General features: G+C 71.7%; 26 protein-coding genes. 10 read left to right on the top strand and 16 right to left on the bottom strand.

Features of this window, described 5'->3' with window-relative positions; translation table 11 throughout:
* The 4 genes from VF746_10120 to rpsL all read right to left on the bottom strand — a co-directional run.
* A partial coding sequence (locus VF746_10120) for a GTP-binding protein (protein HEX8692766.1) occupies positions 1-159 on the bottom strand: 159 nt, incomplete at its 3' end.
* 90 nt (positions 160-249) lie between these two features.
* Positions 250-2,343 carry an elongation factor G gene (gene fusA / locus VF746_10115; protein HEX8692765.1) on the bottom strand — a complete coding sequence of 698 codons (2,094 nt, stop codon included), beginning with the start codon at positions 2,341-2,343 and terminating at the stop codon, positions 250-252.
* A gap of 129 nt (positions 2,344-2,472) precedes the next feature.
* Positions 2,473-2,943 (bottom strand): 30S ribosomal protein S7, encoded by a 471-nt coding sequence (gene rpsG / locus VF746_10110; protein ID HEX8692764.1) that lies wholly within the window; start codon positions 2,941-2,943, stop codon positions 2,473-2,475.
* A 3-nt stretch (positions 2,944-2,946) separates the two neighbouring features.
* The gene (rpsL, locus tag VF746_10105) at positions 2,947-3,363 is read right to left on the bottom strand and encodes a 30S ribosomal protein S12 (protein HEX8692763.1); all 417 of its coding nucleotides are present in this window, start codon (positions 3,361-3,363) and stop codon (positions 2,947-2,949) included.
* 551 nt (positions 3,364-3,914) lie between these two features.
* On the opposite strand from rpsL, the gene VF746_10100 reads away from it, so the two are divergent.
* The 6 genes from VF746_10100 (at position 3,915) to VF746_10075 (ending at position 9,492) form a co-directional block, all read left to right on the top strand.
* Positions 3,915-5,834 carry a hypothetical protein gene (locus VF746_10100; protein HEX8692762.1) on the top strand — a complete coding sequence of 640 codons (1,920 nt, stop codon included), beginning with the start codon at positions 3,915-3,917 and terminating at the stop codon, positions 5,832-5,834.
* 384 nt (positions 5,835-6,218) lie between these two features.
* Positions 6,219-7,223, top strand: coding sequence for an aldo/keto reductase (locus VF746_10095; GenBank protein HEX8692761.1), 1,005 nt, complete (start codon positions 6,219-6,221; stop codon positions 7,221-7,223).
* A 349-nt stretch (positions 7,224-7,572) separates the two neighbouring features.
* Positions 7,573-7,887 carry a hypothetical protein gene (locus tag VF746_10090; GenBank protein ID HEX8692760.1) on the top strand — a complete coding sequence of 105 codons (315 nt, stop codon included), beginning with the start codon at positions 7,573-7,575 and terminating at the stop codon, positions 7,885-7,887.
* Between the two features lie 381 nt (positions 7,888-8,268).
* Positions 8,269-8,529, top strand: coding sequence for a hypothetical protein (locus VF746_10085; GenBank protein ID HEX8692759.1), 261 nt, complete (start codon positions 8,269-8,271; stop codon positions 8,527-8,529).
* Positions 8,530-8,682: 153 nt separating this feature from the next.
* Positions 8,683-9,177 carry a hypothetical protein gene (locus VF746_10080; GenBank protein HEX8692758.1) on the top strand — a complete coding sequence of 165 codons (495 nt, stop codon included), beginning with the start codon at positions 8,683-8,685 and terminating at the stop codon, positions 9,175-9,177.
* A 12-nt stretch (positions 9,178-9,189) separates the two neighbouring features.
* On the top strand, positions 9,190-9,492 hold the full coding sequence (locus VF746_10075) for a hypothetical protein (GenBank protein HEX8692757.1): 303 nt from the start codon (positions 9,190-9,192) through the stop codon (positions 9,490-9,492).
* A 123-nt stretch (positions 9,493-9,615) separates the two neighbouring features.
* Here the strand turns inward: VF746_10075 and VF746_10070 are convergent, their stop codons facing one another.
* From VF746_10070 to VF746_10030, 9 genes are all read right to left on the bottom strand, one after another.
* A complete protein-coding gene (locus tag VF746_10070) occupies positions 9,616-10,626 on the bottom strand; it encodes a hypothetical protein (protein HEX8692756.1) in 1,011 nt (336 codons plus the stop codon).
* Positions 10,627-10,747: 121 nt separating this feature from the next.
* Complete coding sequence (locus VF746_10065; GenBank protein ID HEX8692755.1) at positions 10,748-12,946, bottom strand: zinc dependent phospholipase C family protein; 2,199 nt, start codon at positions 12,944-12,946, stop codon at positions 10,748-10,750.
* Positions 12,947-13,231: 285 nt separating this feature from the next.
* A complete protein-coding gene (locus VF746_10060) occupies positions 13,232-14,509 on the bottom strand; it encodes a dipeptidase (GenBank protein HEX8692754.1) in 1,278 nt (425 codons plus the stop codon).
* 122 nt (positions 14,510-14,631) lie between these two features.
* Positions 14,632-15,315 (bottom strand): hypothetical protein, encoded by a 684-nt coding sequence (locus tag VF746_10055; protein HEX8692753.1) that lies wholly within the window; start codon positions 15,313-15,315, stop codon positions 14,632-14,634.
* Positions 15,316-16,674 (bottom strand): ATP-binding protein, encoded by a 1,359-nt coding sequence (locus VF746_10050; protein ID HEX8692752.1) that lies wholly within the window; start codon positions 16,672-16,674, stop codon positions 15,316-15,318.
* Positions 16,671-17,321 carry a cobalamin-dependent protein gene (locus VF746_10045; GenBank protein HEX8692751.1) on the bottom strand — a complete coding sequence of 217 codons (651 nt, stop codon included), beginning with the start codon at positions 17,319-17,321 and terminating at the stop codon, positions 16,671-16,673. The genes VF746_10050 and VF746_10045 overlap by 4 nt, the downstream gene beginning before the upstream one ends.
* On the bottom strand, positions 17,318-17,704 hold the full coding sequence (locus VF746_10040; GenBank protein HEX8692750.1) for a hypothetical protein: 387 nt from the start codon (positions 17,702-17,704) through the stop codon (positions 17,318-17,320). Before VF746_10040 ends, VF746_10045 begins: the two co-directional genes overlap by 4 nt.
* Complete coding sequence (locus VF746_10035; GenBank protein HEX8692749.1) at positions 17,701-18,024, bottom strand: antibiotic biosynthesis monooxygenase; 324 nt, start codon at positions 18,022-18,024, stop codon at positions 17,701-17,703. The genes VF746_10040 and VF746_10035 overlap by 4 nt, the downstream gene beginning before the upstream one ends.
* 88 nt (positions 18,025-18,112) lie before the next feature.
* A complete protein-coding gene (locus VF746_10030; GenBank protein HEX8692748.1) occupies positions 18,113-18,694 on the bottom strand; it encodes an NUDIX hydrolase in 582 nt (193 codons plus the stop codon).
* A gap of 160 nt (positions 18,695-18,854) precedes the next feature.
* On the opposite strand from VF746_10030, the gene VF746_10025 reads away from it, so the two are divergent.
* Positions 18,855-19,085: a CsbD family protein gene (locus VF746_10025; protein HEX8692747.1), complete on the top strand. Its 231-nt coding sequence runs from the start codon at positions 18,855-18,857 to the stop codon at positions 19,083-19,085.
* 480 nt (positions 19,086-19,565) lie between these two features.
* A complete protein-coding gene (locus VF746_10020) occupies positions 19,566-19,784 on the top strand; it encodes a hypothetical protein (protein HEX8692746.1) in 219 nt (72 codons plus the stop codon).
* Positions 19,785-19,976: 192 nt separating this feature from the next.
* Here VF746_10020 and VF746_10015 read toward each other — a convergent pair whose 3' ends face one another.
* The 3 genes from VF746_10015 to VF746_10005 all read right to left on the bottom strand — a co-directional run bounded on the left by VF746_10015 (position 19,977) and on the right by VF746_10005 (position 23,876).
* Positions 19,977-21,821, bottom strand: coding sequence for a LysM peptidoglycan-binding domain-containing protein (locus VF746_10015; GenBank protein ID HEX8692745.1), 1,845 nt, complete (start codon positions 21,819-21,821; stop codon positions 19,977-19,979).
* Positions 21,822-22,256: 435 nt separating this feature from the next.
* Positions 22,257-23,411, bottom strand: coding sequence for a PrsW family intramembrane metalloprotease (locus VF746_10010; GenBank protein HEX8692744.1), 1,155 nt, complete (start codon positions 23,409-23,411; stop codon positions 22,257-22,259).
* Between the two features lie 3 nt (positions 23,412-23,414).
* Positions 23,415-23,876 (bottom strand): SRPBCC family protein, encoded by a 462-nt coding sequence (locus VF746_10005; protein HEX8692743.1) that lies wholly within the window; start codon positions 23,874-23,876, stop codon positions 23,415-23,417.
* 262 nt (positions 23,877-24,138) lie between these two features.
* Between VF746_10005 and VF746_10000 the strand changes: the two genes are divergently transcribed.
* Positions 24,139-24,561 carry a hypothetical protein gene (locus VF746_10000; GenBank protein HEX8692742.1) on the top strand — a complete coding sequence of 141 codons (423 nt, stop codon included), beginning with the start codon at positions 24,139-24,141 and terminating at the stop codon, positions 24,559-24,561.
* A gap of 202 nt (positions 24,562-24,763) precedes the next feature.
* Positions 24,764-25,522, top strand: a complete 759-nt coding sequence (locus VF746_09995; protein HEX8692741.1) for a PIG-L deacetylase family protein — start codon at positions 24,764-24,766, stop codon at positions 25,520-25,522.
* The last annotated feature ends 197 nt before the right edge of the window (positions 25,523-25,719 follow it).

Genomic DNA, 25,719 nt, shown 5'->3' with positions numbered 1-25,719 from the left:
AGCCTTGTCGATGTTGTCGAAGCTCACGAAGTCGGCCAGCCCCTTCGCCGCCTGGATCCGCGTGATCGCGGCGGTCAGCGTGGTCTTGCCGTGGTCGACGTGGCCGATGGTGCCCACGTTCACGTGCGGCTTGGTGCGCTCAAACTTGGCCTTGGCCATTGGTTTGAATCCCTCTGGTGAAGAGTTGAACGAATCGGCTGACTGGGCTCATCCCGGGGGCGGAAACCGCCCCCGGTCGAGCGAGCCGCCTCAGCCGCGGACCTTGGCGATGATCTCCTCGGCCTTCGACTTCGGCACTTCCTCGTAGTGCGCGAACTGCATGGTGTACACGGCCCGCCCCTGGCTCATGGAGCGCAGGGTGGTCGAGTACCCGAACATCTCCGACAGCGGCACGACCGCCGTGATCACCTGCGCGTCGCCGCGCTGGTCCATCCCCTGGATCTTGCCGCGGCGGCTGGAGAGGTCGCCCATCACGTCGCCCATGTAGTCCGACGGGGTGACCACCTCCACGCTCATCATCGGCTCCAGCAGCACCGGGTTGGCGCGGCGGGCCGCCTCCTTGAGCGCCATGGAGCCGGCGATCTTGAAGGCGATCTCGCTCGAGTCGACCTCGTGGTAGCTGCCGAACACGAGCTGGACCTTGACGTCCACCATCGGGTAGCCGGCCAGCACGCCCGTGTCCATCGCCTCGCGCATCCCCTGCTCGGCGGGCTTGATGTACTCGCGCGGGATCACGCCGCCCACGATCTTGTCCTCGAAGACGAAGCCCTGCCCCGGCTCGGCGGGCGCGATGTTGATCACCACGTGCCCGTACTGGCCGCTGCCGCCGGTCTGGCGGACGAACTTCCCCTCGACCTTCTCCACCGCCTTGCGGATCGTCTCGCGGTAGGCCACCTGCGGCCGGCCCACGTTGGCGTCCACCTTGAACTCGCGGAGCATGCGGTCCACGATGATCTCCAGGTGCAGCTCGCCCATCCCCTGGATGATCGTCTGCCCGGTCTCCTGGTCGGTGTGCACCCGGAAGGTGGGGTCCTCCTCCGAGAGGCGGCGCAGCGCCTCGCCCATCTTGTCCTGGTCGACCTTGGTCTTGGGCTCGATGGCCACCGAGATCACCGGCTCGGGGAAGGTCATCGACTCCAGCACCACCTTGTGCTCGGGGTCGCAGAGCGTGTTCCCGGTGGTGGTCTCCTTCAGCCCGATGGCGGCGGCGATGTCGCCGGCGCGCACCTCGGGGATCTCCTCGCGCTTATTGGCGTGCATCTGCAGGATGCGCCCCACGCGCTCGCGCTTACCCTTGGTGCTGTTCAGCACGCCCGAGCCCGACTGCAGCACGCCCGAGTAGACCCGGAAGAAGGTCAGCTTCCCGACGTACGGGTCGGTCATGATCTTGAACGCGAGCGCCGCGAAGGGCTCGTCGTCGGTGGCGTGGCGCTCGGCCTCCTCCTCGCTGTCCGGGTCGATCCCCCTGATGGCGGGGATGTCGACCGGGGCCGGCAGGTAGTCGATCACCGCGTCCAGCAGCTGCTGCACGCCCTTGTTCTTGAACGCGCTGCCGGTGAGCACCGGGGTCATGGCGCCGGCGATGGTGGCGTTGCGGATGGCGTGGCGCAGCTCCTCCTCGCTGATCTCCTCGCCCTCCAGGTAGCGCTCCATCAGGTGCTCGTCGTGCTCCACCGAGCTCTCCACCAGCGCGAGGCGGGCCGCGGCCAGCGTGTCCTGCAGCTCGGGGCGCACGGGGCGCTCGTCCCAGTTCTTCCCCAGCGTGCTCTCGTCGTAGATCAGCTCCACCTGTCGGATCACGTCGATGATCCCCACGAAGTGCTCGCCGTCGCCGATCGGGAGCTGGATCGGCAGGGGCTTCGCTCCCAGCCGGTCGCGGATCATGTCCACGCAGCGCTCGAAGTTGGCGCCGGTGCGGTCCATCTTGTTGACGAAGCAGATGCGCGGCACGCCGTACTTGTCGGCCTGGCGCCACACCGTCTCGGACTGGGGCTCGACGCCCGCCACCGCGTCGAACACGGCGCAGGCGCCGTCGAGCACCCGGAGGCTGCGCTCCACCTCGACGGTGAAGTCCACGTGCCCCGGGGTGTCGATGATGTTGATGCGGTACGTGTCGCCGAAGCGGCTCCACTGGCAGGTGGTGGCGGCGGAGGTGATGGTGATGCCGCGCTCCTGCTCCTGCTCCATCCAGTCCATGGTCGCCGCACCCTCGTGCACCTCGCCGATCTTGTGCGTGCGGCCGGTATAGTAGAGGATGCGCTCGGTCGTGGTCGTCTTGCCGGCATCGATGTGCGCCATGATGCCGATGTTGCGGTACTTCTCGAGCGGTGTCGTGCGCGCCATGGTCCGTTCTATTTCAGTTACGCGGAAAGCGCGAGGCGCGGGAGCGGTCTTCCCGCTCGCGCGCCGCCGCGGCTTCCGGACGTTGTCTTCGTCTGCAGGTGCGCCCGGCCTCCATGGCCGGGCCGCCCGTTACCAGCGGTAGTGCGCGAAGGCCTTGTTGGCCTCGGCCATCCGGTGCGTGTCGTCCTTCTTCTTGATGGTGGCGCCCTCGTTGCGGGCGGCCGCCATCAGCTCGGCCGCCAGGCGGTCGGCCATCGTCTTCTCGCCGCGGGCGCGGGCGTAGCCCACCAGCCAGCGCATGGCCAGCGCCGTGCGGCGCTCGGGCCGCACCTCGACGGGCACCTGGTAGGTGGCGCCGCCCACGCGGCGGCTCTTCACCTCGAGCACCGGCTTGGCGTTGTTGAGCGCCTGCTTGAAGACGGTCTCGCCGGGCTGCCCGGTCTTCTCCTCGATCACCTTCATGGCGTCGTAGAAGATCCCCTCGGCGAGGGACTTTTTCCCGTCGTACATGAGGGTGTTGACGAACTTGGTGACGGTCTCCGACCCGTAGAGCGGGTCGGGGATGATCGGGCGCTTGACGGCGCGGGTGCGGCGGCTCATGGCTTACTTCTTCCCCTTCCCGGCGGGCGCGCCCTTGCCGGCCGCGCCGGCCTTGGGACGCTTGGCGCCGTACTTGGAGCGGCTCTGGCGGCGGTCGCCGACGCCGGCGGCGTCGAGGGTGCCGCGGATGATGTGGTAGCGCACCCCCGGCAGGTCCTTCACGCGGCCCCCGCGGATGAGCACGATCGAGTGCTCCTGCAGGTTGTGCCCCTCGCCCGGGATGTACGCCGTCACCTCGAACCCGTTGGTCAGCCGCACGCGCGCGACCTTCCGAAGGGCCGAGTTGGGCTTCTTCGGGGTGGTGGTGTACACGCGGGTGCAGACGCCGCGCTTCTGCGGGTTGTTCCGCATGGCCGGCGACTTGCTCTTCTTGGCGAGCGTCTCGCGGCCCTTGCGGACGAGCTGGTTGATGGTCGGCATTGGCAGCCTGGGCGTAAAATTCAGTAGACGAAAAAACACAGGCGAAGACCGTTCGTCTCCGCCGTCGCGAACCAAAAAGTTCGGCGACAGACTGGCTAAGGTAAGGGAGAAACGGCCTCGTGTCAAGGCTTCGCCCCTTCCTGTCCCGATCTGCCGCCGCCGCTTTTTCCCCATCCCCGCCTCCCCGCTCATCGCCCCGCTCCTTCCCCGCAGAGGCGATTCCCTCGAAGGGGGTGAACGGTAACTCCGGCCCGGCCCCGTGGTCAACCGACGCCAGCGGCAGCAGCCGCGTCCGCCGTCGTTCCCACGGCGGAGGCGGTGATTCCGGGCTGACACCGCGGCTCCGTCTGGGACATCGGCGCCCCAGGCGCGGCCCAGGAGTGCCCCACATGCGATGTCGCGCCGGTATCGCGCCTTCGCCCAGGTCTTTATCCGGCAACCGGATAGACGGGTTCGCGCGAGGGGCACGGGCGTTGCCCCCCTCCTCCGCCGCAGACCCCTTCGCGGCGGCGCCCCACCGCCGGCCGCAGCAGCTTCATCGAGGTGGCATCATGAGTCCCCTGCTCGTTCTCGGCGTGGTGTACACGCTGGCCGCATTGGTCCTGACGGCGGCGGCGGCGTACCTCCTGTACCGGCTCTGCCGCGCGAGCGTCCGCTTCGTCTGCGGCCCCGACGCGCCCCTGGCCGGCGGCCCCAAGGTGCGGCTGCTGGGGCTGGTGGCGGCGGCCGTCGTCTTCCTCCCCACCGTGGCCGAGGCCGTCCCCGCGCTCCTGCGCTTCGTCGGCGCGCTCTTCCGGGCGATCCCGCGCACGCTGCTGGACAGCCACCGGGAGGTGGCGGCGGAGTGCGCCCGCGAGTGCGCGCTCCGCGGCACCGCCGCGCTGGTGGAGGCGCCGGTGCGCGCGGTGGCCGATGCCTTCGCCCGGTCGGGGCTCGCCTCGCTGGACGTGGGCAGGATCGTCCTCTTCTTCGCCGCCTGGGGCGCCGCCAGCTACCTGTGCAGGCTGGCGCTCTCGGTCCCGGGCCGGGGCGCCGCCCCCACCCACGCGGTGGTGCTGGCGGGGGCGGCGCAGCGGCAGGGCACGCGCTCGCTGCGGGGGATCGGCCGCCTGCTGGGGCGCGCCTTCCCCCACCTGCAGCTCTACGGGCCGTTCGCGGCGGTGCTGGCGGTGGGCACGTACCTGAGCATCGCCTCGATGGTGGCGCTCCCCGACCTGATGGCCGAGGTGCGGACCGTCGACGAGGTGAGCCCCCGGCGCCTCCAGGAGCGGCTGGTGGGCGCGAGCCGCGAGTTCACGAGCGCGGTGCCCGAGCGCGACCCGCTGGCGACGGTGCGCCAGGCGCTCGCGCAGCGTCGCGAGGGGACGTCCACCCTCCTCCCGGCGGCGGACGGAGGTGCGAACGGCGCGGCGCCCGCGGCGCGGGTCCTGACGGCGTCGCTCGACACCGAGCCCTCCCCCGAGCGGCCCGCGTGGATCGACCAGCTCGCCCGCGACGTGGCCGAGTACGACCGGGCGCGCGAGGACCTGCTCAAGCGGCAGGCGTCGCTCGGGGACGAGCTCCGCGTCTGGCAGCAGTCGTACGTGCACACGGCGGTGACCCAGTACGAGGTGGAGAACCTGGACCGGAAGGGCGCCCGCCAGAAGGGGCAGCAGTTCGTGGACATCGTCTCGGACTTCGCCACCCAGGCGACCCGGGCCGAGGCCGCGCTGCACAACGGGCAGCTGCTGGTCAACGACTTCGACAACGCGCTGTACGACTGGGCCCGGGCCGTCGGTCCGTGGCTGGTCACGGCGGACGCCGAGGTGAGCGGAGAGGACTACTACCTGGCGAGGATGCGGATCGACTCGGTGCTGAGCGAGGCGCGGCGGTCGACGGGGAACGCGGCCCTGAGCCTGAAGATCAAGTCGCGCAAGGCCATGGACGAGGACCTGGAGGGTCCCGTGCGCTGGGCCGCCGGGTGGCTGATCCGCACCGAGTCGCTCCCGCTGGTGCTGATCGTGGGGATGCTGGGCTTCGGGCTGCTGGGCTCGGTGTCGTCCAGCATCGTGCGCGACAAGCGGCAGCGCAGGCGCGGCGAGCCGCCCGTCCCCGACCTGACGCGGGTGGTGGTGCGGGGCGCGTCGGCGGCGGTCGTGGTGTTCCTGATGGTGATGGGCGGGCTCACGGTCTTCGCCGCGGGCTCGGCCACCCCGAACCCGTACATGCTGCTGCTGACCTGCCTGGTGGCCGCCGTCTTCGGCGAGGACGTCTGGAAGGCGACGCACGAGTGGTTCAAGGAGCGCCTGGAGACCGCGATGGCCACCACCATGCAGGCCGGCGGCCCGGGCGGCGCGGCCGCGGCGGCGGGCACGGTCGTCTCCGCGACGGTCGAGAGGACCCAGGCGGTCGAGGTGGTGCAGGCCACCGTCGAGACCGTCTCCCCGCCCCCGGGTCCGCCCGCCCTCCCGCCGGCGGCGCCGCAGAAGTAGCCTCCGCCACGGTAGACGAGACGCGAGCCGGCGGCCGGGGGCATCCCGGCCGCCGGCTTCGTGTCGGTGTCCTCCATTGCGCGTCACTCCACGTTACCGAGCACTATCCTGGTTCCAAACAGATTGGAATCACGCAAAGACGCAGAGACACAGAGAACCCCTGGCAGTTCTTCCGTTCTTTTCTCTGCGTCTCTGCGTCTCTGCGTGAGACCTTTTTTCAGGACTCAACCCGGACGAGCCTCTGCACAGTGGTACGAGCCTTCGCCGGGCTCCGGCGAGACGGGCGGGTCCGGAGCACGCACCCGCGGGTGCGTGCTTGTGCGCCCTCGCGTGCGCGCGTAACTCAAGACGACCGAACGTGGCACGAATCGAAGAGGAGGGACGATGGCGGAGATGGAGATGGAGACGCGCGCGCTGGGGACGCAGGGGCTCAGGGTGTCGGCGCTGGGGCTGGGGTGCATGGGGATGTCGGAGTTCTACGGGGAGACGGACGAGGCCGAGTCGGTGGCCACCATCCACCGCGCCATCGAGCTGGGCTGCACCTTCCTGGACACGGCCGACATGTACGGCCCGTTCAAGAACGAGGAGCTGGTGGGCCGCGCCGTCCGCGGCCGGCGCGACCGGGTGACGCTGGCCACCAAGTTCGGCATCGTCCGCTCGGCGGCCGATGCCGGCGTGCGCGGGGTGAGCGGCCGCCCCGAGTACGTGCGGCAGGCGGCGGAGGCGTCGCTGCAGCGGCTGGGGGTGGACGAGATCGACCTCTACTACCAGCACCGCGTGGACCCCGAGGTGCCGATCGAGGAGACCGTGGGCGCCATGTCGCGCCTGGTGGAGGAGGGGAAGGTGCGCTTCCTGGGGCTCTCCGAGGCGGGCGCGGAGACGATCCGCCGGGCGCACGCCACGCACCCGGTCAGCGCGCTGCAGAGCGAGTACTCGCTGTGGAGCCGCGACATCGAGGACGAGATCATCCCGGCCGTCCGCGAGCTGGGGATCGGGCTGGTGGCGTACAGCCCGCTCGGGCGCGGCTTCCTCACCGGGCGCTTCCGCTCGCCCGACGACTTCGAGCCCGACGACTTCCGGCGCGGCTCGCCGCGCTTCCAGGGCGAGAACTTCCAGAAGAACCTGGACCTGGTGAAGCACATCGAGGAGCTGGCCGCCGCGAAGGGGTGCACGGCCTCGCAGCTGGCCCTGGCCTGGGTGCTGGCCCGCGGCGACGACATCGTCCCCATCCCCGGCACCAAGCGGCGGAAGTACCTGGAGGAGAACCTGGCCGCGCTGGACGTGCGCCTCACCGCCGACGACCTGGCGCGCATTGAGGAGATCGCCCCGCAGGGCGTGGCCGCCGGCACCCGCTACGCCGAGGGGGGCATGCGGATGGTCGGGCGGTAGCGGACCGGAGTCCCACGACGGAGATGCCCCTCCGCGCGCGGCGTGGAGGGGCATCTCCTTGTCTCCCCGGACGATAGCCGAGAAGCTTGCGTCCACACAGTAGCGGACGCAACTTCTACAATGCTCTCCCCTCTCGTCTCCCGGCACGACCGACTCCCCGGCTCCGGGCCGTTTCCGGATCGCCGTCCTGCACCCCAACGAAGAACCGCGCGGCGGACCGGATCCGCGCATCCGGATCCACCGCGTCTCCCCGCGGCCGTCCTGACCCGGGACGGCCGCGCCCGCGCTCCGGCGTCCAGCGGGGGCCGCCGGCCCGCCTCCGATCCATCCCCGCCACCGGGAGGTCACCATGAGCAAGCTGACCCTGCAGCTCGAAGAGCTGGTCGTCGAGTCGTTCCCCACCACCGACCCCAGGTGGGACGGACGGGGCACCGTGCGCGGGATGGACAGCGCCACCGTCGACCAGGACACCTGCGACACCTGCGACGGATGCAGCGACGCGGACTCGTGCGCGGGCACCTGCGGCGGCGACTCCTGCTTCGCGTCGTGCGCGAGCTGCCCCCAGAGCTGCAACCCCGCGGACTGTCCCAGCGCCGACGGCCGGCCCACCTGCACCCTGACCTGCAGCCCGGCGAACTGCCCCAGCTCCGACGGCCGCTGCTGAAATCCACCACCGTGGGCTGACCGCGGCACGAGCCCCGGCGGCGAACGGATGAGAGAAGGCGGATGCGGTCTCGGTGCCGCATCCGCCTTCCTTCCGCTTTGCCGGTCGCGCGCGAGATGCTTGCGGCTGCACCGCGCCGGACGCAACTTCCACGACGCTCTCTCCCACCTCGCCTCCCGGCGCCGGCCGACCCGGAAGGGTCCAGCCCGCGCCGGGTGCTCGGCTGATCCAATCCCACAGATCGAACCCGCGACGCCGCGGCTGGACTTCCGTCCGGTCGCGGCCCCGTGCGGCCGCCCTGCCGGCGAGCCGCGCCGCGAGCCGGCGTCCAGCGGGGGCCGCCGGTCCGCGTCCCTCCATCCCCGCAGCCGGGAGGTCACCATGAGCAAGCTGACCCTGCACCTCGAAGAACTGGTCGTCGAGTCGTTCCCCACCACCGAGGCGGAGGGCGGCCGGGGCACCGTGCGGGGGATGGACAGCGCCACGGTGGACCAGGACAGCTGCGACACCTGCGACTGCAGCTTCATGGACACCTGTCCCCAGCCCGAGATCACCTGCTTCGAGAGCTGCGCCGGCTCCTGCGCCTCGTGCCCGGTGAGCTGCAACCCGGCACAGTGCCCCAGCTCCGACGGCCGCTGCTGACCCCCGGCCTGAATCACCGGAGCGGAGAAGCGCTGTCATAGATGAAAGGCGGATGCGACGCGGTGGGTCGCATCCGCCTCCTCGCTGCCCGGAGGTTGCGCGCGCAACCCAAATCTCGGAAATTCCACCTGCACTCAAGACATATTTGCTACGATGACCCTCGCGCAGTTCGCCCTCGCGGCGCAGGCCGACCCCAAGTGGGTCCAGAACGCGGTCCAGACGCTGGGACTCTACCTCACCTACAGCGAGGAGGAGGCCCGGCGACTCGGCCTGGCGCGCGTGCTGGGCGCCACGCTCGGGATGCCGCTGCGCCAGGCGTGGGAGGTGGCCGCGGAGGCGCTGGAGCACCCTCACGAGCGCGCGCTGGTGGTCGCCGAGTCGCCCGACGGGAGCGTGCAGGCCGTGGTGGACGTGCTCCGCTATCTATCCAGCTTCACCGTGGCCCTGTCCCGTGCCCAGACGTACGTCCCGCGTGCCCCCGGACGGCCGGTGGTGCGCGAGCGCAGCGCAGTGGAAGCAGGCCGGGAATACGGGATCGACATCTCGCTCATCGAATCCAATCTCCAGCGCACACCGGCAGAGCGACTGCGCCTCGCAAGTGACAACGCGGAGCTCGTGCGCGCGCTCCGTGAAGGCCGTGGCAAATGAGCGGGAGCGTATATGCGCGGCGCCCCACCCGGGCTGCCTTTCTTCATGGATGTGCGAACCCTGAAGAACACGCCGATCCTGACGCTGCGGACATCTCAGGGAGACATCGACATTTTGGATCGAGTGGAGGGGGTCGGCGATTATGAGCAGTGCGTCGCCGCCTCCGAGTGGGTGTCTCTTCCCCCTGTCCGCGTTCGTGTGCTGAGCCTGGACGCATTGATCGCGGCGAAGAAGGCTGCCGGTCGCAAGAAGGATCTCGACACCCTGCGCGAGCTGGAGATCATCCGCGAACTGCGCGAGCGCAAGAGCGACTGACGATCCCACGCATCCCGACATACAACAGGCGGCCTCCAAACAGGGAGGCCGACTTTGTTCGCTTCCTACCGCACCAGCCCGCCGTCCAGCACGTCGATGTGCACGGTCGGACGCCGGATCCCCCTACCCCTGGCGAAGCAGGGAGCCCGGGGTGTCGCCCTTGCCCTGGATGACGTGCGTCAGGCCGAGCACCGTGGGGGCTGCGCGGGTCAGCACCCACTCGGACTTGGTGCTGGGGTCCGTGAAGCCGGGGATTCCCAGGCTCCCGGTGAACTGGAGGTTGGCCTTGCCCGAGACCACCTTGCCCTTGGCCGTGAAGCTGGATTTGGCGCCGTCGTACTGGATGACGGCCGTCAGCTCGGCGCCGCTCTGCGTGATCTTGAAGGTGACGCCCCGTTCCTTTCCGACCAGCGTAGCCTCGAAGCCCATCCAGGTGCCGCTGAAGTCCAGGCGCAGGTCGCGCCGGCCGACGTGCCGGTCGCCCGCCGCGTTGAAGCGCGTCTGGATCGGGTCGATCAGCGGGTCGTAGACGTGCACCAGCAGGCTCAGCTCGTCGGTCACGGCGGGCGCCTTGAAGGGACGGGTGCAGTCGACCGCCACCGTCTCGCCGGGGCGCACCACGAAGCCGTTGTACCCGTGCGGCGGCACCGTCGTGGGCGCCTTGGCCAGCTGGTTCAGCTCGGCCGCCTTGCGGACGTGGAACTCGGCCATCCCCATGAAGGCCGGCGCCCGCCCCAGGTTGGCCACCAGGCAGCGCAGCAGGTAGCTGTCGCCCGCACGCAGGGTCTCGGACGGCTCGGCGGCGGGGACGCCGGTCTTGGGGTCCAGCCGCAGCGCCTGCACGCTGGCCGAGGCCACGGACACCCCCGCCGGGAGCGGCGGGGTGCGGACGCCCTCGTCGTCGGCGGTCGCGCGCACCACCAGGAAGGGAGCGGCGCGGGGGACGCGGCGCTCGGGCCGCTGCGGCCGCCGCGGCTCCGGGCGCTCCCGCGCGATCCGCCGCACGGTCTCGGCGTCGACGATGCGCGGGGTGGGCACCACCCGGCGTGTCAGCCGCGCCAGCAGCTCGGGGTCGATGCGCCCGGGCCGGACGGGCTGGGGGCGCGGGGCGGGGCTCTTCTCGTCGTCGGGCATGAATCGTATCTCCTGTCGGTCGTTCGCATCGAAGTCGGGTCCCCGGAGGCGCATCCGCGAAGCCGCCCGATACCTTCCGCCGCCCTCGCGAAGCGGTCAGGGTCCTGCCGCGGGGAGGCGCTCAGAGGGTCTCCTCGAACGGACGCACCTTCCGGGGCTTGTCCAGGTTCTTGGTGGGGTGGAGCGTGGTGCCCTTGTCCACCTGCCAGCACGGCCAGGCGTAGCCGCGGTCGCCGTCCAGGTTGTAGTCGGGGAGCACGGCGCGCAGCTTCTCCGCGGCCTGCTGGGTGGTGAGCCCCGGGGTGGCGAGGATCTTCTCCACCAGCCCGATGGCCTTCACGCAGTTCTCCAGCGCGCCGCCGAAGTTGCGCCGGTGCTCGCTGGCCGGGTCGTAGGTGAGCTGCGTCTTGTCGTGGGGGACCGGCCCGCCGGGCGAGAACATGTCGTCCTTGCCATCCAGCTTCGCGTCGATGTCGCCGATGAACGCGTCGGGAAGGTCTCCATGCCGGTACGGCGCGATCCATTTCACCGTCGGGGGCTCGCGCACGTTCCACAGCTCGATGGGTGGAACGGACGGCTCGTAGTCGCTGAAGAGCTCGGCCTGCGGGACCTTTCCCTTGCCGTCCACGAACTCCTGCACCGGCCCCGGCTTGATGCCCGCGCCGGTGTTGTCCGTGTCCACGGTCTCGGGACGGGGTTCGTTCCCCAGCGACGCCCAGAAGAAAACGGCGTTGGAGCTGCCCAGCTGGGCGAACAGGTCGCCGGTGAAGGGCTCGGCGTACGCCGAGAGCACCAGGACCTCGCGCAGCGCCTGGTACAGGGCCCACACCGCCTTGGCGGGGATGTAGAGCGCCGCCTTCACCACGTCGGCGGCGATCACGCCCGCCCCCTTGCAGAGCTCCTCCAGCGCCCGGAGCGCCGCCTTCACCACCCGGGTGGCCGCCTCCACCAGCCACTCCAGCATCTTCCGGAGCGACTTGAGCAGGTTCTTCAGGCTCGGCTTGCCGCCGGGGCTGCCGACCGGGGGGTCGGGGATCTTCTTCAGCTCCTCCTCCACCGCGTCGTAGATCTTCTCCAGCGTCTTCTGCACGTCGCCGGCGATGTTCGGGAACTCGGGCTCGCGGACGCTCACCTGCGTGGCCAGCCGCAGGAAGAAGCGCATGGTGGCGTAGGCGCTGGCGATGTCGTCGGGCCGCGGGATTCCCGAGGGGTTCTGGGGGTTCACCAGCCCCTTCGGGCGCGGGATGGAGCCGTAGCAGTCGTTCAGGCTGTCCTTCAGCAGCTCCGTCCACAGCTTGAAGTCGGCGTCCTTCGCCTCGTCTTCCGCCAGGTGCTTGGCCAGCTGCGGAAAGAGCGCCGTCATCCCCAGCGCCTGCGCGCCCTGCCCCAGCACGTCGCAGAAGCCCTCCACCAGCTGGTCCAGCGGGTCGGGGCCCGAGACCGTGCCCACCTTCACCAGCCGGTGCAGCCGCGAGAAGGTGAACGGCGCCCCCTTGCCCACGTCGCCGTGCGGCTTCGCCTCGATCTTGTCCAGCGGCATGTCCTTCTTCAGCTCGCCGGCCTGGGGTGCGTGCCACTGGTCCCAGACGTAGGCGTCGATGAAGTTCTCGACCAGCGCGTGGCGCTGCCAGTACAGCCGGTACGGGGCCTGGACCACCTGGTTGACGTAGGGGTGGCCCACCGTGTCGGTGACGTAGTGCGTCAGGTAGCCGAGCGCGTAGGCGTACAGGCCGGGACGGTCCTTGTACTTGGGGTCGGTGCGGGCGCGCGCCAGCAGCGCGGCCACGAACCGCCCCGAGCGCACGTAGTGGAGGTAGTCGGCCCAGAACCAGGTGGTGGGCGGCTGGTCCTTCTGCCGCTTGAGCTCGAACACCGAGTACGGGTTGAACGACGAGGCCTCCTTCCCCACCACCAGCGCCAGGTTGCCCAGGGTCCCCAGCAGGAGGCTCACGTGCTCCTTGACCGGCGCGATGATCTGGTCGACCAGCTCGCCGCAGGGGACCTCCTTCTTGACGGCGTCGATATCGGCGCCGATGGCGTCGACGAACTCGCCGACGCACCCGGTGATGGAGTGGAACTGCACCAGGAAGTTCTGGAGCTGCTGGATCTCGGGGTTGATGTCGCCCATGAAGTAGAACATGTCCGGCCCGACGGCGCCCAGGTTGGCGTAGCGGGCCCGGCGGCTCTCTTCGGCGGAGACTTGGGCGCCGGGGTCGGGGTTTCCAAGGAGAGCCCGGAGCGTCTTCTTGCTGCCGGGAGGGGCGTTTTCACTGAGGGCGAGGCGCTGGACGATGGTGATGTGGCTTCCCGGCTTTGGCATTGTCCCTCCAGGCGGAAGAGGCGGACCGGCATGAACAAGCCTGCTACAGTGCGCGAGGCCCGCCTCCGGGCGCAAGGCTCGTGTCGGCGGGGCCGCTTTTCGGCGGTCCCATAGAGGCCTCGCGTTTCACAGAACGCCGTTCCGACGTCACCTTGGAGGCCGGGACGGCGTGCGCGCGGAGCGATCGGCGGCGCGGGCCGGAGGAAAGATGTGAAAAACGAAAGGCGGCCCCGCCCGGGGCCGCCTTCACGACACGCGTCGAGGTCGTGTGTGCGGGGGGGTTTCCTACCGCACCAGGCCGCCGTCCAGCACGTCGATGAGCGCGGCCGAGGGGGGGCGCTCGCGCTGGAGGCGCCCGGCCACCTCCTCGGCCCGGCGCATCACGCGCAGGATGTTGCCGCCGATGATCTTGCGCACGTCGGCCTCGGAGTAGCCGCGGCGCAGCAGCTCGGCGGTGAGCAGGGGGAAGCGCGAGACGTCGTCCATCCCCTCGGGGAGCGAGGTCACCCCGTCGTAGTCCGAGCCGTACCCCACGTGGTCGACGCCGGCCACCTTCACCACGTGGTCGATGTGGTCGGCCAGGGTGGCCACCGTTCCCCGCGGCACCGGGTTCTGCCGCCGCCACTCGTCGAAGGCGCGGCGCTGCGCCTCCACGTCGTTCGGGAACTGCTGGCGGAAGCGCGCCTGCACCGCGTACATCCCGCGCGCCTGCACGGCGGCCCGGGGCTCCACGAACCCCGAGTAGAAGTTGATCATCACGATCCCGCCGTTGGCTTTGAGCGCGCGCAGCACGTCGTCGGGGACGTTGCGCGGGTGGTCGGCCAGCGCCTTCACGGACGAGTGCGAGAAGATCACCGGCGCCTCGGAGACGCGCAGCGCGTCCGTCATGGTGGCCGGCGAGACGTGCGAGAGGTCCACCAGCATCCCCAAGCGGTTCATCTCGCGCACCACCTCTTCGCCGAAGCGGGTGAGGCCGTCGTGCCGGGCCGAGTCGGTGGCCGCGTCGGCCCAGTCGATGGTGCTGGTGTGGGTGAGCGTCAGGTAGCGCACGCCCAGGGCGTGGAACTGCCGGAGCGCCCCCAGCGAGTTCTCGATCGCGTGCCCCCCCTCGATCCCGATCAGCGCGGCGACGCGGCCGGCGCGGTGGATGCGCTCCACGTCGGCGGCCGTGTACGCCATCTCCAGGTCGGGCGAGCGCTCGGCCATGCGGTGGATCAGGTCGATCTGCTCCAGCGCCACCCGCGCGGGCCCCGGCTGCCGGCCGATCGTCTCCACGGGGACGTAGGCCGCCCAGAACACCCCGCCCACCCCGCCCGCCTTCAGCCGCGGCACGTCGGTGTGCAGGTCGGGGTGCGGCCGGTCGGGGTCGAGCCGGGCCAGGTCCAGGAAGCCCTTCTGCCGGATCTCCCACGGCAGGTCGTTGTGCCCGTCGACCATGGGCGCCTGCTGGTGCAGCCGGCGCGCGCGCGCCAGGAGCGCCGCGGAGTCGGCCTGCGCCGCGAGCGCCGGAGCGAGCAGGGCGGCCGCGAGCACGAGCGCCGCGGCGGCGGAGGGGGTTTTCATCGGTAGGAGGTACGGGGTACGAGGTACGGAACTGCGTGAGTACGAAAGTACGGGGTGACGGACCGGAGGCCAAGGCGGCACTCGAAGTTCCGTACCCCGTACTTCGTACTTTCGTACTGGGTTTACCGGGCCAGCCCCTGGAACACGCCCACCGTCCGCAGCGCCAGCGGGCGCGACTTGCCGATCCACTCCACGTGGGCGATCAGGCGGCGGCGGCGCACGAAGCCGTCCATGGTCACCGGGGCGGAGGAGAACTCGTCGGCGCGCCCGGGAGGCACCAGCAGCAGGAAGTCGGCGCGGCGCGGGTCGTCCTGCGAGCCCCACTTGCACTCGGCGGCGGGGACGCGCGGGCCGCCCGTGGTGTCCACCAGCGCCGCGAGGGCGCTCTCGATGGTGTCGGTGCCCGCCTGCAGCGCCACCGGCGCGGGGGTCTCGCAGTAGAGCTGCGCCACCACCCGGCGGCCGCGCGCGGAGTCGCCCTCGAGGGTGAGCCGCTCGAAGTCGGCCGTGGTGAGCGCCCGCTCGGGGGGGGCGCCCGGCCGCGGGGGCGCCGGCGTGGTGGCCACCGCCGGGGGCGTCGCCACCACCTCGCCGCCGCCGGGCGGGGGCCGCGACCGGTCGTCGTCGTCGCCCAGCGCCCCCAGCACCAGCAGCACGAGGAGCGTCCCGGCCACCCCGTACGCCACCAGCGCCCACGGCCTGCGCCACGCCGGCACGGGCGCGCGCCGGTCGCTCCTGCGCCGGTCGGCCGTCCGCCGCTCGCCGCGCCGCGTCTCCTCCACGGGCCCCTGCGCGTCCGCCGCCATTCAGCCCCTGTCGTCTGGTTCCGCCTCCGCGGGCGGGCGGGCCGGCAGCGTCAGGCGGAAGGTGCTCCCCACCCCCACCGCGCTGCTCGCCTCGATGTCGCCGCCCAGCACCCGGGCCAGGCGCCGGGCGATCGGCAGCCCCAGCCCCGTCCCCTCCACCCCCGCCGCGTCGCCGTTCTCGTCGCGCCCGAGCTGCACGAACTCGTCGAAGATCCGCGCCAGGTCCTCGGCCGCGATCCCGGGGCCCCCGTCCACCACCTCCACCTCGAGCCCCCCGTCGTCCAGGCCCCGGCAGCTCGCCCACACCGGCGAGCCGCGGCCGTACTTGACCGCGTTCGACACCAGGTTGGTGAGCACCTGCCGCAGCCGCCGGCGGTCGGTGTGCACCGTGCAGCCGCCCCGGGCCTTCAGGTGCAGACTGGCGCCGGTCGCCTGGGCCAGCGGCCCCAGCGTGGCGAAGACGTCCTCCACCACCCGCGCCGCGTCGACCGGCCCCACCTCCAGCGCCGTCTTCCCCGCCTCCAGCCGCGAGATGTCGAGGATGTCGTCGACCAGCTCGCGCAGGTGCTCGGCCGCCTTCTGCGAGCGCTCCACCGCCAGCTCCTGCTGCTCGTTGAGCGGCCCGAACACCGAGGCCAGCAGCAGGTCGTTGTACCCCATCACCGCGTTGATCGGGGTGCGCAGCTCGTGGCTCATCGACGCGTAGAAGCGGTTGCGCGCCGAGAGCGCCAGCTGCAGCTCGCGGGTGCGCTTCTCGAGCTGGTGGTTGAGCTGCAGGAGCTGCTCCTGGCCGGCGTGCAGCTCCTCGGTCATGGCGAGGAGCTCCTCGTTCTGCGCCTCCATCTCCTCGTTCTGGGCCTGCAGCGTGCGCGAGAGCCTGGCGTTCTCGCCCAGCTCGCGCTCCAGCTCGTCGAGGGCGCGCCCCAGCCGGGCCTTCTCCTTGGCCAGCGTCCGCTGGGTGGCCGCCTGCTCGGAGCTCACCGAGGCCAGCTCGTCGTAGAGCGCGTCGAGGCGCGGGTCGCGCGGGCGCTCCACCAGCCAGAGCCGCTCCACCGCCGGGTCGTCGGACCAGATGGCGTAGAACATGTGGGGATGGAGGGCGTCCTTCCCCTCCAGCACCAGCTCCCAGCACGCCGGCTTCTCGCCGGGCTCGGGGCGCCGCTCCAGGAGCTGCGCCCACTTGGCGCGGCTCGCCCCGTCGAGCGCCGCGTCCAGCCGCCCTCCCGCGAGCCCGCGCTCCAGCTCGCGCTCCAGGGAGCCGTTGGAGGCCAGGACCACCCCGTCGGGCGCGAGCTCCAGCACCACCCCGGGAAACGCCCGGAGCGCCGGATGCAGCCCGGTTCCGACCAGAGGGTTCATCGCTGGAAGCGCTCCTTCAGCAGCTCGGCCAGCTCGGCCGCGTCGTCCGCCGTCAGGTCCGCCCCGATCCACCCTGCAAGTTCCGGGTCCTGCCGGAACGCCCGTCCCCCCACCGCGATCAGCGGCCCACCCTGGGGGAGCGCCGCGCGGATCGCCCGCACCGCCTCGCGCACCCGGGGCAGGTGCGGGGCGATCGACGCCGAGAGCGCCACCACGTCGGGGCGGCGCCCGCGCACCATCCCCACCAGGTCCTCCACCGGCACCGCGGCGCCCAGGTAGACCGTGTCCCACCCCTCCAGCTCCAGCAGGTCGCAGATCATCCGGAGCCCCACCTCGTGCCGCTCGGCGTCGGCGCAGGCGGCCAGCAGGAGCGGCCCCTCCCCCGTGGCGCGCGCGAAGAGGCGGTCGTACAGCCGCGCCATCGCCGCCTGGGTGATGGCCGTGGCCAGGTGCTCCTCCGCCACGGTGACGCGGTTCTCCTGCCAGAGCCGGCCGACCTCCCGGAGCGCCGGCTGGAACACGTCCAGGTAGAGGTCGCGCAGCTCCATCCCCGCCGCGAGCGCCGCGTCCACCACCGCGAACGCGTCGCGCCGGCTCCCCGCCACCACGGCGTCCAGGTACGCCGCGGGCGCCTCGGCCGGCGTCACCGCGCCTCCGGGCCGAGCGCGGAGACTCCCGCCGCGACGCAGCGGGCCAGGACGCCGCGCTCCGCGTCGTCCATCCCCTCCGCCGCGGCCCGCTCCATCAGCTCCAGCGCGCGCACCAGCTCGCCGGTGGGGACGTTGCGGGCGCGGAGCACGTCGTCCACCCAGCGCGCATAGGCCTCGAACATGGCGGGTGCGTCCAGCTCCACCGCGGGCGCCAGATGCTCCACGTTGTAGCGCATGTCCTGCAGGCACTTCTGCCGCCCGCGCTCGCCGTACTTCGCCAGCAGCCAGGGCTTCTCGGCGTAGAGCGCCTCCGTGCCCGCCCGCGCGATCTCGTCGCGGCGCTCCAGGAGGCGCGCGGCCGCCCGCTCGCCCGGCGTCACCCCCGCCACTCCGGAAGGGCGCGCGAGTCCATCAGCACCTCGAACGCCTCGTGCCGCACCGCGGTGCGCTCCATGATAGCCCGGGGCTCGCGCGAATGGGAAGCGGCGTGCTCGGCGCTGGTCATGTACGCCCGGAACGCGTCGCGGCTCTCCCACGCCGTCAGGAAGGTGTGCGTGGCGGCGCCCGCCTGGGGCCTCAGGAGCTGCAGGTAGAGGAAGCCGGGGAAGGCGTCCACCAGCCGCGCTCTCTCGCGGAAGTGCCGCTCCAGCTCGGCGTGGTCGGCCTCCGGGACGGTGAGGTGCGAGACGAAGACGAACATCACAAGGGCAACGCGGTGCTTTCGCGGGCTCTTTCGCGAAGGGAGGTGAAATAAGTCGCGTCCGCCGGGTCCGCAAGCGTTTCCGGCCTCAGCCCCGGGCGCCCTCCTCGCGCCAGCGCCAGAGCGCCAGCGCCGCGATCACGGCGGCGGAGCCGATCTCCCCCTCCGCCGCCATCCGGGCCAGGTCGGCGGCCGGCACCAGGCGCACGTGCGTGTCCTCGCCGGCGTCCTGGTCCTTGCGGCCCACGCGCTCCACGCCGCGGGCCACCGCCACGTAGACGCGCCCGCGCTGCCACGACGGGTTGATCTGGAAGGAGCCGATCACCTCGGGCCCGGCGCCGCCGCCGTAGCCGGTCTCCTCGCGCAGCTCGCGCGCGGCGGCCTCCTCGGGGCGCTCCCCCTCGTCGACGATCCCGCTGGGGGTCTCGAGCGTGGCCTGGCGGGTGCCCATCCGGTACTGCTCCACCAGCACGGCGCGCCCGTCCGGCGTGAGCGCGATCACCGTCACGCCGTCGGGCGCCTCGGCCACGTGGAAGTCGTGCTCCGACCCGTCGCGGGGCGAGCGCGCGCGGAGCCGGCGGACGCGGAACATCTCGAAATCACCGCAGTCGTCCTCCTCGACGACCGTCCACGGCTGCGGCCGATCCGCGCCCTCCGGCTCCGCTCCCATCCTCCACCCCTCCCCGCGCTGGATGCCCCCGGCAAGAACCGTGCACGTAAATGCAAGCCGTGGGCCGAGTTGGGGGGCAGGCGGGAAGCGCGGCGGGCACGTGTCTTGCCACTGGCGAGGCGGGGGACCGGCTTCGTAACCTCTAGCAGGAGAGTGAGTTATGGCGGACGACGCAACCGGCAAGGCCACCCACCTGGGCGGGAAGATCAAGGAGGGGCTGGGCGACCTGCTGGGCGACCGCAAGCTGGAGCGCGAGGGGCGCCTGGAGCAGATGGAGGGCGCCGCCGAGCAGGACGCCGCGCGGGCCGAGAACGCGCGCCGCGAGGCCGAGGTGCGCAAGGAGCTGGCCCGCGACGCCCAGCTCCGCAACGACCTCGACCGCGACCTCTGACGCGAGTCGGCGAACGGTCGAAGCCGCCCCGGGCGAGGCGCCCGGGGCGGTTTTGGTTTGATGCCCGGGCGTCGCGAGCGGGTAAACCCGCCCGCTGGAACCACGGAAAGCCTCGCAAAACCCCGCGAGGCTTCAACCGCGGCTCTCGTCGCGAAGCGGCAGGGTGTCGTGTGTAGGGGCGAGCCTGCGAGTCCGCGCGGAGGCGGCTCCGGCACTTCGCCGGACTGCCGCGAACGGGCTGGCCCGCCGGGCGAGGCATGCCTCGCCCCTCCGCGAGACTCCAACCTCCACGCCGAAGTCGTAAAGTTCACCCTCTCCCGAAGTTGGGAGAGGGTTGCCGCTCTAAGGCGGCGGGTGAGGGCCCCCGCCGCCGCGCCGGAGCCGGCCCGGAACGCGCGGATACTTCCCGCACGACCGCCGCTTCGGGCGCGGCTTATGCAAGGCGGGGCGGGCCGCTTACCCCGTCGCGAGGGAGGAACGATGCACAAGGTGCGCGTGGTGCGCTCGTACTACGACCAGTCGGAGCCGTACGTGGGGAAGATCGGCGAGGTGATCGGGCACTGGGGGCCCGACAACAACGAAGACGGCCGCGAGGGCTTCATGGTGCAGTTCGAAGACGGCTCCATCATCGGCCTCTCCGAGAACGAGGTGGAAGCCGTCACCGACGAGGAGACGGAGGCGCCGCCGCTTCCGCAGTGAGCCGCCAGTGCGTGAGTGCGGAAGTGCGAAAGTGCGAAAGTGCGAAAGTGCGAAAGTGCGAAAGTGCTCCGGAGCGTGGATCGGCTCCGGAGCACTTCGTCATCATAAGATATAGAAGCCGCGGTGTTCCTCTGCTGACTCTGCTGACTCTGCGTGAGACCTGCTGTTTCAGGATCGACCGGACGAAAGCAGCTACCGGTCGCTCGAAGTGCGCGGGACGCGGAGCTTCTGGCCGGGCTGGAGCACCGAGTCGGCGTCCATGCCGTTGGCGTCGCGGATGGCTTCGACGCTGGAGTCGTACGCCCGCGCGATGCTCCACAGCGTCTCGCCGCTCTTCACCACGTGCTCGGCCACGCGCCCGCGGCTGGAGGGCTCGCCGCGGCCGCGCTCGCCCTCGGAGCGGCGGGACGCGGAGGAGCCCCCGTCCCGGCTCGCCACCCGCGCGGGCGACGGCGACGCGCGCGGGATGCGCAGCTTCTGCCCGGGCTGGATCGCCTCGTCCTCGTCCAGGTCGTTGGCCTCGCGCACCCGCGCCACCGTCAACTCGTAGCGCCGCGCGATCCCCCACAGCGTCTCGCCCTGCTCCACCGTGTGCGTACGCCCGCGCGAAGACGACTCCCCGCGGCGGCTCGACGCAGACTCCTCGCCATCCCCCGAACGGCGGCGCTCGCCCGATTCCGAGCTGCGGCCGCGGCTCGACTCCTCCTCGCCCGACGAGCGGCGGCGCGTCTCGGACGACCCCGAGCGCTCGCGGCCGGCGTCTCGCGAGGCGGTGCGCTCGCCCTCGCGGCGGGAGGGGCCTTCCTCCGCGCTCTTGGCCCGGCTCGACTCGCGGGACCCGGACGAGCGGCTCTCGCGCGACTCGCCGGACTCCGACGAGCGGCCCGCGCGGGACGAAGAGCGCTCCCGCCCCTCGTCCTCGTCGTCGCGGGAAGCGACGCGGGCCACGGGGCGGGACTCGAGCAGGCGGGCGGCGTCGGCCCACAGGCGGATGCGGTCGCCGCGGCCCAGCCGGTCGACGTTCAGGCTCAGGTTCAGGTCGCGGATCTGGTCCGGCGCGAGCCCCGTGGCGGCGGCGATCGACGCCAGGTCCTCGCCGCGGCGCAGCGTGTAGAGCGCGTATCCGCCGCGGCGGCGGAAGTCCGAGTCGCGGAACGCCTGCTGGAGCGCGGGCCCCTGCCCCGCCGGCACCCACACCCAGTACAGCGCGGGCGCGATCCCCCGGAACAGGTGCGGGTTGAGGTCGGCCAGTTCGCCGGCCGCCAGGTTGCCGATCCGGGCCAGCTCCGCCAGCGGCGTGACCACGTCCACGCGCACGCTGTCGAACGCGAACGCCCGCGCCGCGCCCGCCAGCGCCGCGTAGCCGAAGCGCCCCGGGTCCTTGGCGATGATGGTGACGGCGTAGAGGCGGGGGACGTAGTGCCGCGTCTCCTGCGCCAGGTCGCCGCGCTCGGCCAGGTCCCAGAAGTCGCGCGCCCCGAAGCGCGTCATCCCGCGGCTGATCCGGCCGCCGCCCGCGTTGTAGGCGGCCGCCGCCAGCGCCCAGTCGCCCCCGAAGTCGCGGTGCAGCTCGCGCAGGTGGCGCGCGGCCGCGTGGGTGGAGCGCACGGGATCCATCCGCTCGTCCACCAGGTCGTCGATCCGGAGCCCCATCCCGCGGCCGGTGCCGGGCATGAACTGCCACATCCCCACCGCCCCGGCGCGGCTGCGCACCGCGGGCTGGTAGCCGCTCTCCACCATCGCCAGGTGGTGCAGGTCGCGGGGGATGCCGTAGCGGGCGAAGACGTCGCGCACGAACTCGTCGTAGCGGTCCGCGCGCTCCAGCCAGCGCCCGATCACGTCGTGCCGCTGGTTGACCAGGAAGGAGAGCTCCATCTCCACCCACTGGTTCGCCACCACGGGCAGGTCGTACTCGGCCGTCCCCAGCAGCCCGCGCGACACCGGCGCCGGCGGGGCTTCCGCAATCTCGAAGCTCTCGCCGATGGAGTCGGGCTCCGGCGCCGGCTCCTCCACCGCCGCCGGCTGGGGCTCGGCCATGACCGGGTTGGGCCGGACCACGGGCCGCGGGCCGGGCGTGCAGGCGGCCGCAGCCAGCACCAAAACGAGGAAAAGCGCGGACGCGGAAGGCGTACGTGTCATCGGGAGAAAGAAGGCGAGCCGGCGTGACGGGGGAAGCGGCCGCGGCGGTGGGGCCTGGCGCGGCGTAGGTGTGTGAAGCCGAAGATAAGCCCGCAGTGGGGACCTGCCAAGCCTGTGGCAGCCGCGTCGTGAGTTCGGTCGATCTAACCGATTGCGCGGCAGGAGATTGCAGGCAAACCCGCTGCTGGAACTACGGAAAGCCTCGCCAGCCCCCGCGAGGCTTCAACAGCGGAACAGCATGCGGAGATCGCTTGGCCAGTCGTTCCGTACCTCGTACCCCGTACTTTCGCACTTTCGCACTTTCGCACTTTCGCACTCACGCACTCACGCACTTCAGTCGCAGAGCTGCCTGAGCTGCGCCAGGTACTCCGCCTCGCGCCGGGCGTCGGCCTCGGGGCCCAGGGTGAGGCCGCGCCGCACCCGCCAGCGGTGGAAGGCCAGCTCGCTGGCCACGCGGTGCATCTCGCGCCGGCGGCGCCACCGCGCCACCCCGCCCAGGCGCCACGCCAGGTAGCTCGCCCGCAGCCGGCGCCGCACCCGGCACAGGCACTCCAGCTCCTCGGGCGCGATCAGCCCGTCGTCCACCAGGTGCTCCAGGTGCTCGCGGATGATCCGCCCCTCGCGGCGCAGCGACACCACGATCAGCACCAGCACGCCCACGAACGTGGGCACCATCACGAACGTGTACAGCCCGAAGAACACCCCGTCGTCGAAGCTGGCCGACAGGTTCCACACCGCGTGCATCACCACCGCCGCCGCGAAGCCCAGCAGCGGCGCCCACACCTGGCTCCCCCGGCCGTGCCCCTCGCGCGCGTACCCCAGCCCGATCCCGAACATGCTGGTGAAGAGCGGGTGCGCGAATGGGCCCATCATCCCCCGCACCGCGAAGGTGAGCACCCCGCTCTGCACCCCCTCCTCCACCGCCGCGCCGTAGTACTCCACGTTCTCGATCATCGCGAAGCCCAGCCCCACCATCGCGGCGTACACCACCCCGTCCACCACCCCGTCGAACTCGTCCTTCAGCTCGCGGAACAGCGCCAGCAGGGCGAGCCCCTTCGCCATCTCCTCCACCAGCGGAGCGCTGAACACGGCCCCGAAGAACCCGGCCAGGTCGGGGCCCAGGAGCCCGCGCGCCACCGCGTCGGACGAGATGTTGACCACCAGCGAGATGAACACCGCCACCGTGGCGCCCCACGCGAAGGTCTGCGCCAGGGTGCGCGCCGGCTCGGGCTCGAAGCGGTCCAGCCAGAGCGCCAGCACCACGTAGAGCGGCACGGGGATCACCGCCAGCGCCACCCCCATGAAGAACGCGCCCGGCCCCATGTCGGAGCCGATGATGAGCAGGCTCAGGATCCCGCACACCACCGCCCCGCGCGTGAGCATCGGGTGCGGGTGGCGCACGGGCGGCAGCGGCGCCGGGGGCCACGGCGCCGCCGAGAAGTCGGGGCCGGGGCCGGCGGGTGGGAAGGGGTTGGGGCCGGAAAACATCCGTCAGTCGTGGGTCCAGGCTCCGAACGTCCGCTCCAGCGCCTCGCGCCGGTAGGCGAAGATCGCGGCGAGGCGCGGCCCCACCAGCAGCCGCCGCGCGGCGCCGCCGCCGGGGGGGGCGTAGTGCACCAGGTCGCGCATCTCCACCCCGCCCTCGACCGGGCGGAACAGGTGCTGGTGGTGGAAGAAGCGGTACGGCCCGAAGCGCTGCTCGTCGACGAAGCGGTACGGCTCCTCCACGTGGGTGATCTGGTTCACCCAGTTCAGCGCCACGCCGAGGAACGGGCGGATGCGGTAGGTCATGAGCAGCCCGGCGTACATCCGCTCCGGCAGCTCCGAGGTGAACTCGAGCCCCAGCGACGGCGGGCTGATCTTCTCCAGGTTGGCCGGGTTCGCGAAGAAGTCCCAGAGGATCGACAGCGGCACCGGGAGCTTCTGCGTGGCCTCGAACAGGTGCAGCTTCATCCGCCTCCGCCGGGTGTTCGTCCGGCCCCAAACGTAACCGTGCCCCCGCTGGGTGGACAACAGGGAGTCTCTCGCGCAGCGGGTGTGTCCCTCCCCTGCCCTTGCATCCCCCGATTGGGAAACGTATCTCTCTGGCAAACTGAACACTTCTGGACCGAGACGCGACGTCGGCACAGCGGAATCATCACACGGGAGACGTGCAATGACCGGTGGTGAGTTGGGAAAGAAGGTCCGTTCCTGCGGAAGCTGCGGGATGGGAACGATGTGGCTGACGAACGTGCGCGGAACAACGATGGATCACCGAGACGATCCGTCCGTGCGCATACGGACGGACCTCCTCCTTCCCGTCTGCGACACGTGTGGCGACATGGCCATTGACGGGTCCCAATCCCAGGCTCTCGATGCGGCGCTCGAGGAAGCCTACGCCGCCAAGCGCCGCAAGCTGCAGCGCGCGCTCCTCAACGACCTGCGCAGACGCGGTTTCACGCAGCGGCAGATCGAGCGGTTCGCAACCGTCCGTCCCGGCTACCTCTCCAAGCTGCAAGAGGGAGAGATCGCCTCCGGAAGCACCTTCCGGCTCCTCTACCTGCTGCACGAATTCCCGGACCAGGCGATGGCAGCCGTCGGCAGGCTCGACCCGGAGCTCGAGACGGCCCCGGCCGGCACCGCCGAGCGCCGCCGGTAAGCAGTCTCCCGTCCGCCGGGACGTACTCTCGCACTATCGCACTTTCGCACTCTCGCACTTTCGCACTTTCGCACTCTCGCACTTTCGCACTCTCGCACTTTCGCACTCACCATCCGGCGCGGCGCTTGCCGCGCCCGGCGCGCGCCGCCACGTTACCGCCGCGGGCGGCGCGCGAACCGGTGCGAGACCTGGGAGCGAACGGATGCAGACGCTGCTGGTGGGCCTCGCCCACCCCGACGACGAGGTGGGCGCCGCGGGGACGATCCTGGCGCAGCGCGCGCAGGGCGACCGCGTGGTGGTGGTGTGGCTCACCCGGGGGCAGATGACCGAGGCGTTCGGCCCCCTCTCGGCCGAAGAGGTCTCCGCCATCCGCGAAGAGCACGGCCGGCTCGCCGGCCGCATCCTGGACTGCGAGACCCGCTTCCTCGACTTCGAGGACACCGGCCTCCAGGCCACCCCCGAGGCCGCCCGCCGCGTCGCCGCGCTCGTCGCCGAGGTCCGCCCCGACGCCGTGCTCACCTGGGGCGACGCCTGGGCCCGCGGGATGCGCCACCCCGACCACCAGGCGTGCGGCCAGATCTTCCGCGACGCCATCACGCTGGCGCGCCTGGCCAAGGTGGTGCACCCCGCGCGGCCGCACCGCGAGTTCGCCCCCGTCTTCACCTACCGCGGCGCCTACTCGCAGCTCCCGGCCGTGGCCGTCGACGTGGAGCCGTACGTGGAGCGCATCCACGAACTGGCGCGCTTCTACTTCGAGCGCATCGGCTTCGGGCAGGCCGACTGGGTGGAGCGCCGCCTGCGCGAGGCCGCCCGCCCCTACGGCCTGCGCTACGCCGAGGTGTTCGACGCCTGGGAGACGGTCCCCGGCACCGTGGCCTCGCTCCTCCCCGCCGAGGCCGCCTACGCCGAGCCCGTGCACCCCACCCGCCACGACCAGCCCGGGCACGAGGAGAGGCGCTGACCCGCGTGCTTCCTCACCCGGGCAAATCGAACTGAATCCTGCAAACCGCGGGAGCGGGCGTGTCCCTCCGCTGCGCTCCGGGCCGGGCTGCGCGCGCGGTAGGGCACGATACGACCGTGCCCAACCGCGCCGGGCCACCGCCGCCACGATACCCCCTGTGGCGGCGGCGTCCCGGCCCTGTCGGGCGCGCATCCCTC

Origin of the sequence: Longimicrobium sp., assembly GCA_036389795.1 — a bacterium.
Lineage (GTDB): Bacteria > Gemmatimonadota > Gemmatimonadetes > Longimicrobiales > Longimicrobiaceae > Longimicrobium.
Note: the sequence above shows the minus strand (reverse complement) of the source record. Positions and strands in the feature narration are given on the sequence as shown.

Bases quoted from the DNA above. Each gene is read 5' to 3' on its own strand.
- VF746_10050 (HEX8692752.1), bottom strand. From the start codon at position 16,674: ATGAACCCTCTGGTCGGAACCGGGCTGCATCCGGCGCTCCGGGCGTTT.
- VF746_09995 (HEX8692741.1), top strand. From the start codon at position 24,764: ATGCAGACGCTGCTGGTGGGCCTCGCCCACCCCGACGACGAGGTGGGC.
- VF746_10075 (HEX8692757.1), top strand. From the start codon at position 9,190: ATGCGCGGCGCCCCACCCGGGCTGCCTTTCTTCATGGATGTGCGAACC.
- VF746_10025 (HEX8692747.1), top strand. From the start codon at position 18,855: ATGGCGGACGACGCAACCGGCAAGGCCACCCACCTGGGCGGGAAGATC.
- rpsG (HEX8692764.1), bottom strand. From the start codon at position 2,943: ATGAGCCGCCGCACCCGCGCCGTCAAGCGCCCGATCATCCCCGACCCG.
- VF746_10090 (HEX8692760.1), top strand. From the start codon at position 7,573: ATGAGCAAGCTGACCCTGCAGCTCGAAGAGCTGGTCGTCGAGTCGTTC.
- VF746_10070 (HEX8692756.1), bottom strand. From the start codon at position 10,626: ATGCCCGACGACGAGAAGAGCCCCGCCCCGCGCCCCCAGCCCGTCCGG.
- VF746_10035 (HEX8692749.1), bottom strand. From the start codon at position 18,024: ATGTTCGTCTTCGTCTCGCACCTCACCGTCCCGGAGGCCGACCACGCC.
- VF746_10010 (HEX8692744.1), bottom strand. From the start codon at position 23,411: ATGTTTTCCGGCCCCAACCCCTTCCCACCCGCCGGCCCCGGCCCCGAC.
- VF746_10065 (HEX8692755.1), bottom strand. From the start codon at position 12,946: ATGCCAAAGCCGGGAAGCCACATCACCATCGTCCAGCGCCTCGCCCTC.
- VF746_10005 (HEX8692743.1), bottom strand. From the start codon at position 23,876: ATGAAGCTGCACCTGTTCGAGGCCACGCAGAAGCTCCCGGTGCCGCTG.
- VF746_10060 (HEX8692754.1), bottom strand. From the start codon at position 14,509: ATGAAAACCCCCTCCGCCGCCGCGGCGCTCGTGCTCGCGGCCGCCCTG.
- VF746_10085 (HEX8692759.1), top strand. From the start codon at position 8,269: ATGAGCAAGCTGACCCTGCACCTCGAAGAACTGGTCGTCGAGTCGTTC.
- VF746_10030 (HEX8692748.1), bottom strand. From the start codon at position 18,694: ATGGGAGCGGAGCCGGAGGGCGCGGATCGGCCGCAGCCGTGGACGGTC.
- VF746_10095 (HEX8692761.1), top strand. From the start codon at position 6,219: ATGGCGGAGATGGAGATGGAGACGCGCGCGCTGGGGACGCAGGGGCTC.
- VF746_10000 (HEX8692742.1), top strand. From the start codon at position 24,139: ATGTGGCTGACGAACGTGCGCGGAACAACGATGGATCACCGAGACGAT.
- rpsL (HEX8692763.1), bottom strand. From the start codon at position 3,363: ATGCCGACCATCAACCAGCTCGTCCGCAAGGGCCGCGAGACGCTCGCC.
- VF746_10015 (HEX8692745.1), bottom strand. From the start codon at position 21,821: ATGGCCGAGCCCCAGCCGGCGGCGGTGGAGGAGCCGGCGCCGGAGCCC.
- VF746_10080 (HEX8692758.1), top strand. From the start codon at position 8,683: ATGACCCTCGCGCAGTTCGCCCTCGCGGCGCAGGCCGACCCCAAGTGG.
- VF746_10020 (HEX8692746.1), top strand. From the start codon at position 19,566: ATGCACAAGGTGCGCGTGGTGCGCTCGTACTACGACCAGTCGGAGCCG.
- VF746_10100 (HEX8692762.1), top strand. From the start codon at position 3,915: ATGAGTCCCCTGCTCGTTCTCGGCGTGGTGTACACGCTGGCCGCATTG.
- fusA (HEX8692765.1), bottom strand. From the start codon at position 2,343: ATGGCGCGCACGACACCGCTCGAGAAGTACCGCAACATCGGCATCATG.
- VF746_10055 (HEX8692753.1), bottom strand. From the start codon at position 15,315: ATGGCGGCGGACGCGCAGGGGCCCGTGGAGGAGACGCGGCGCGGCGAG.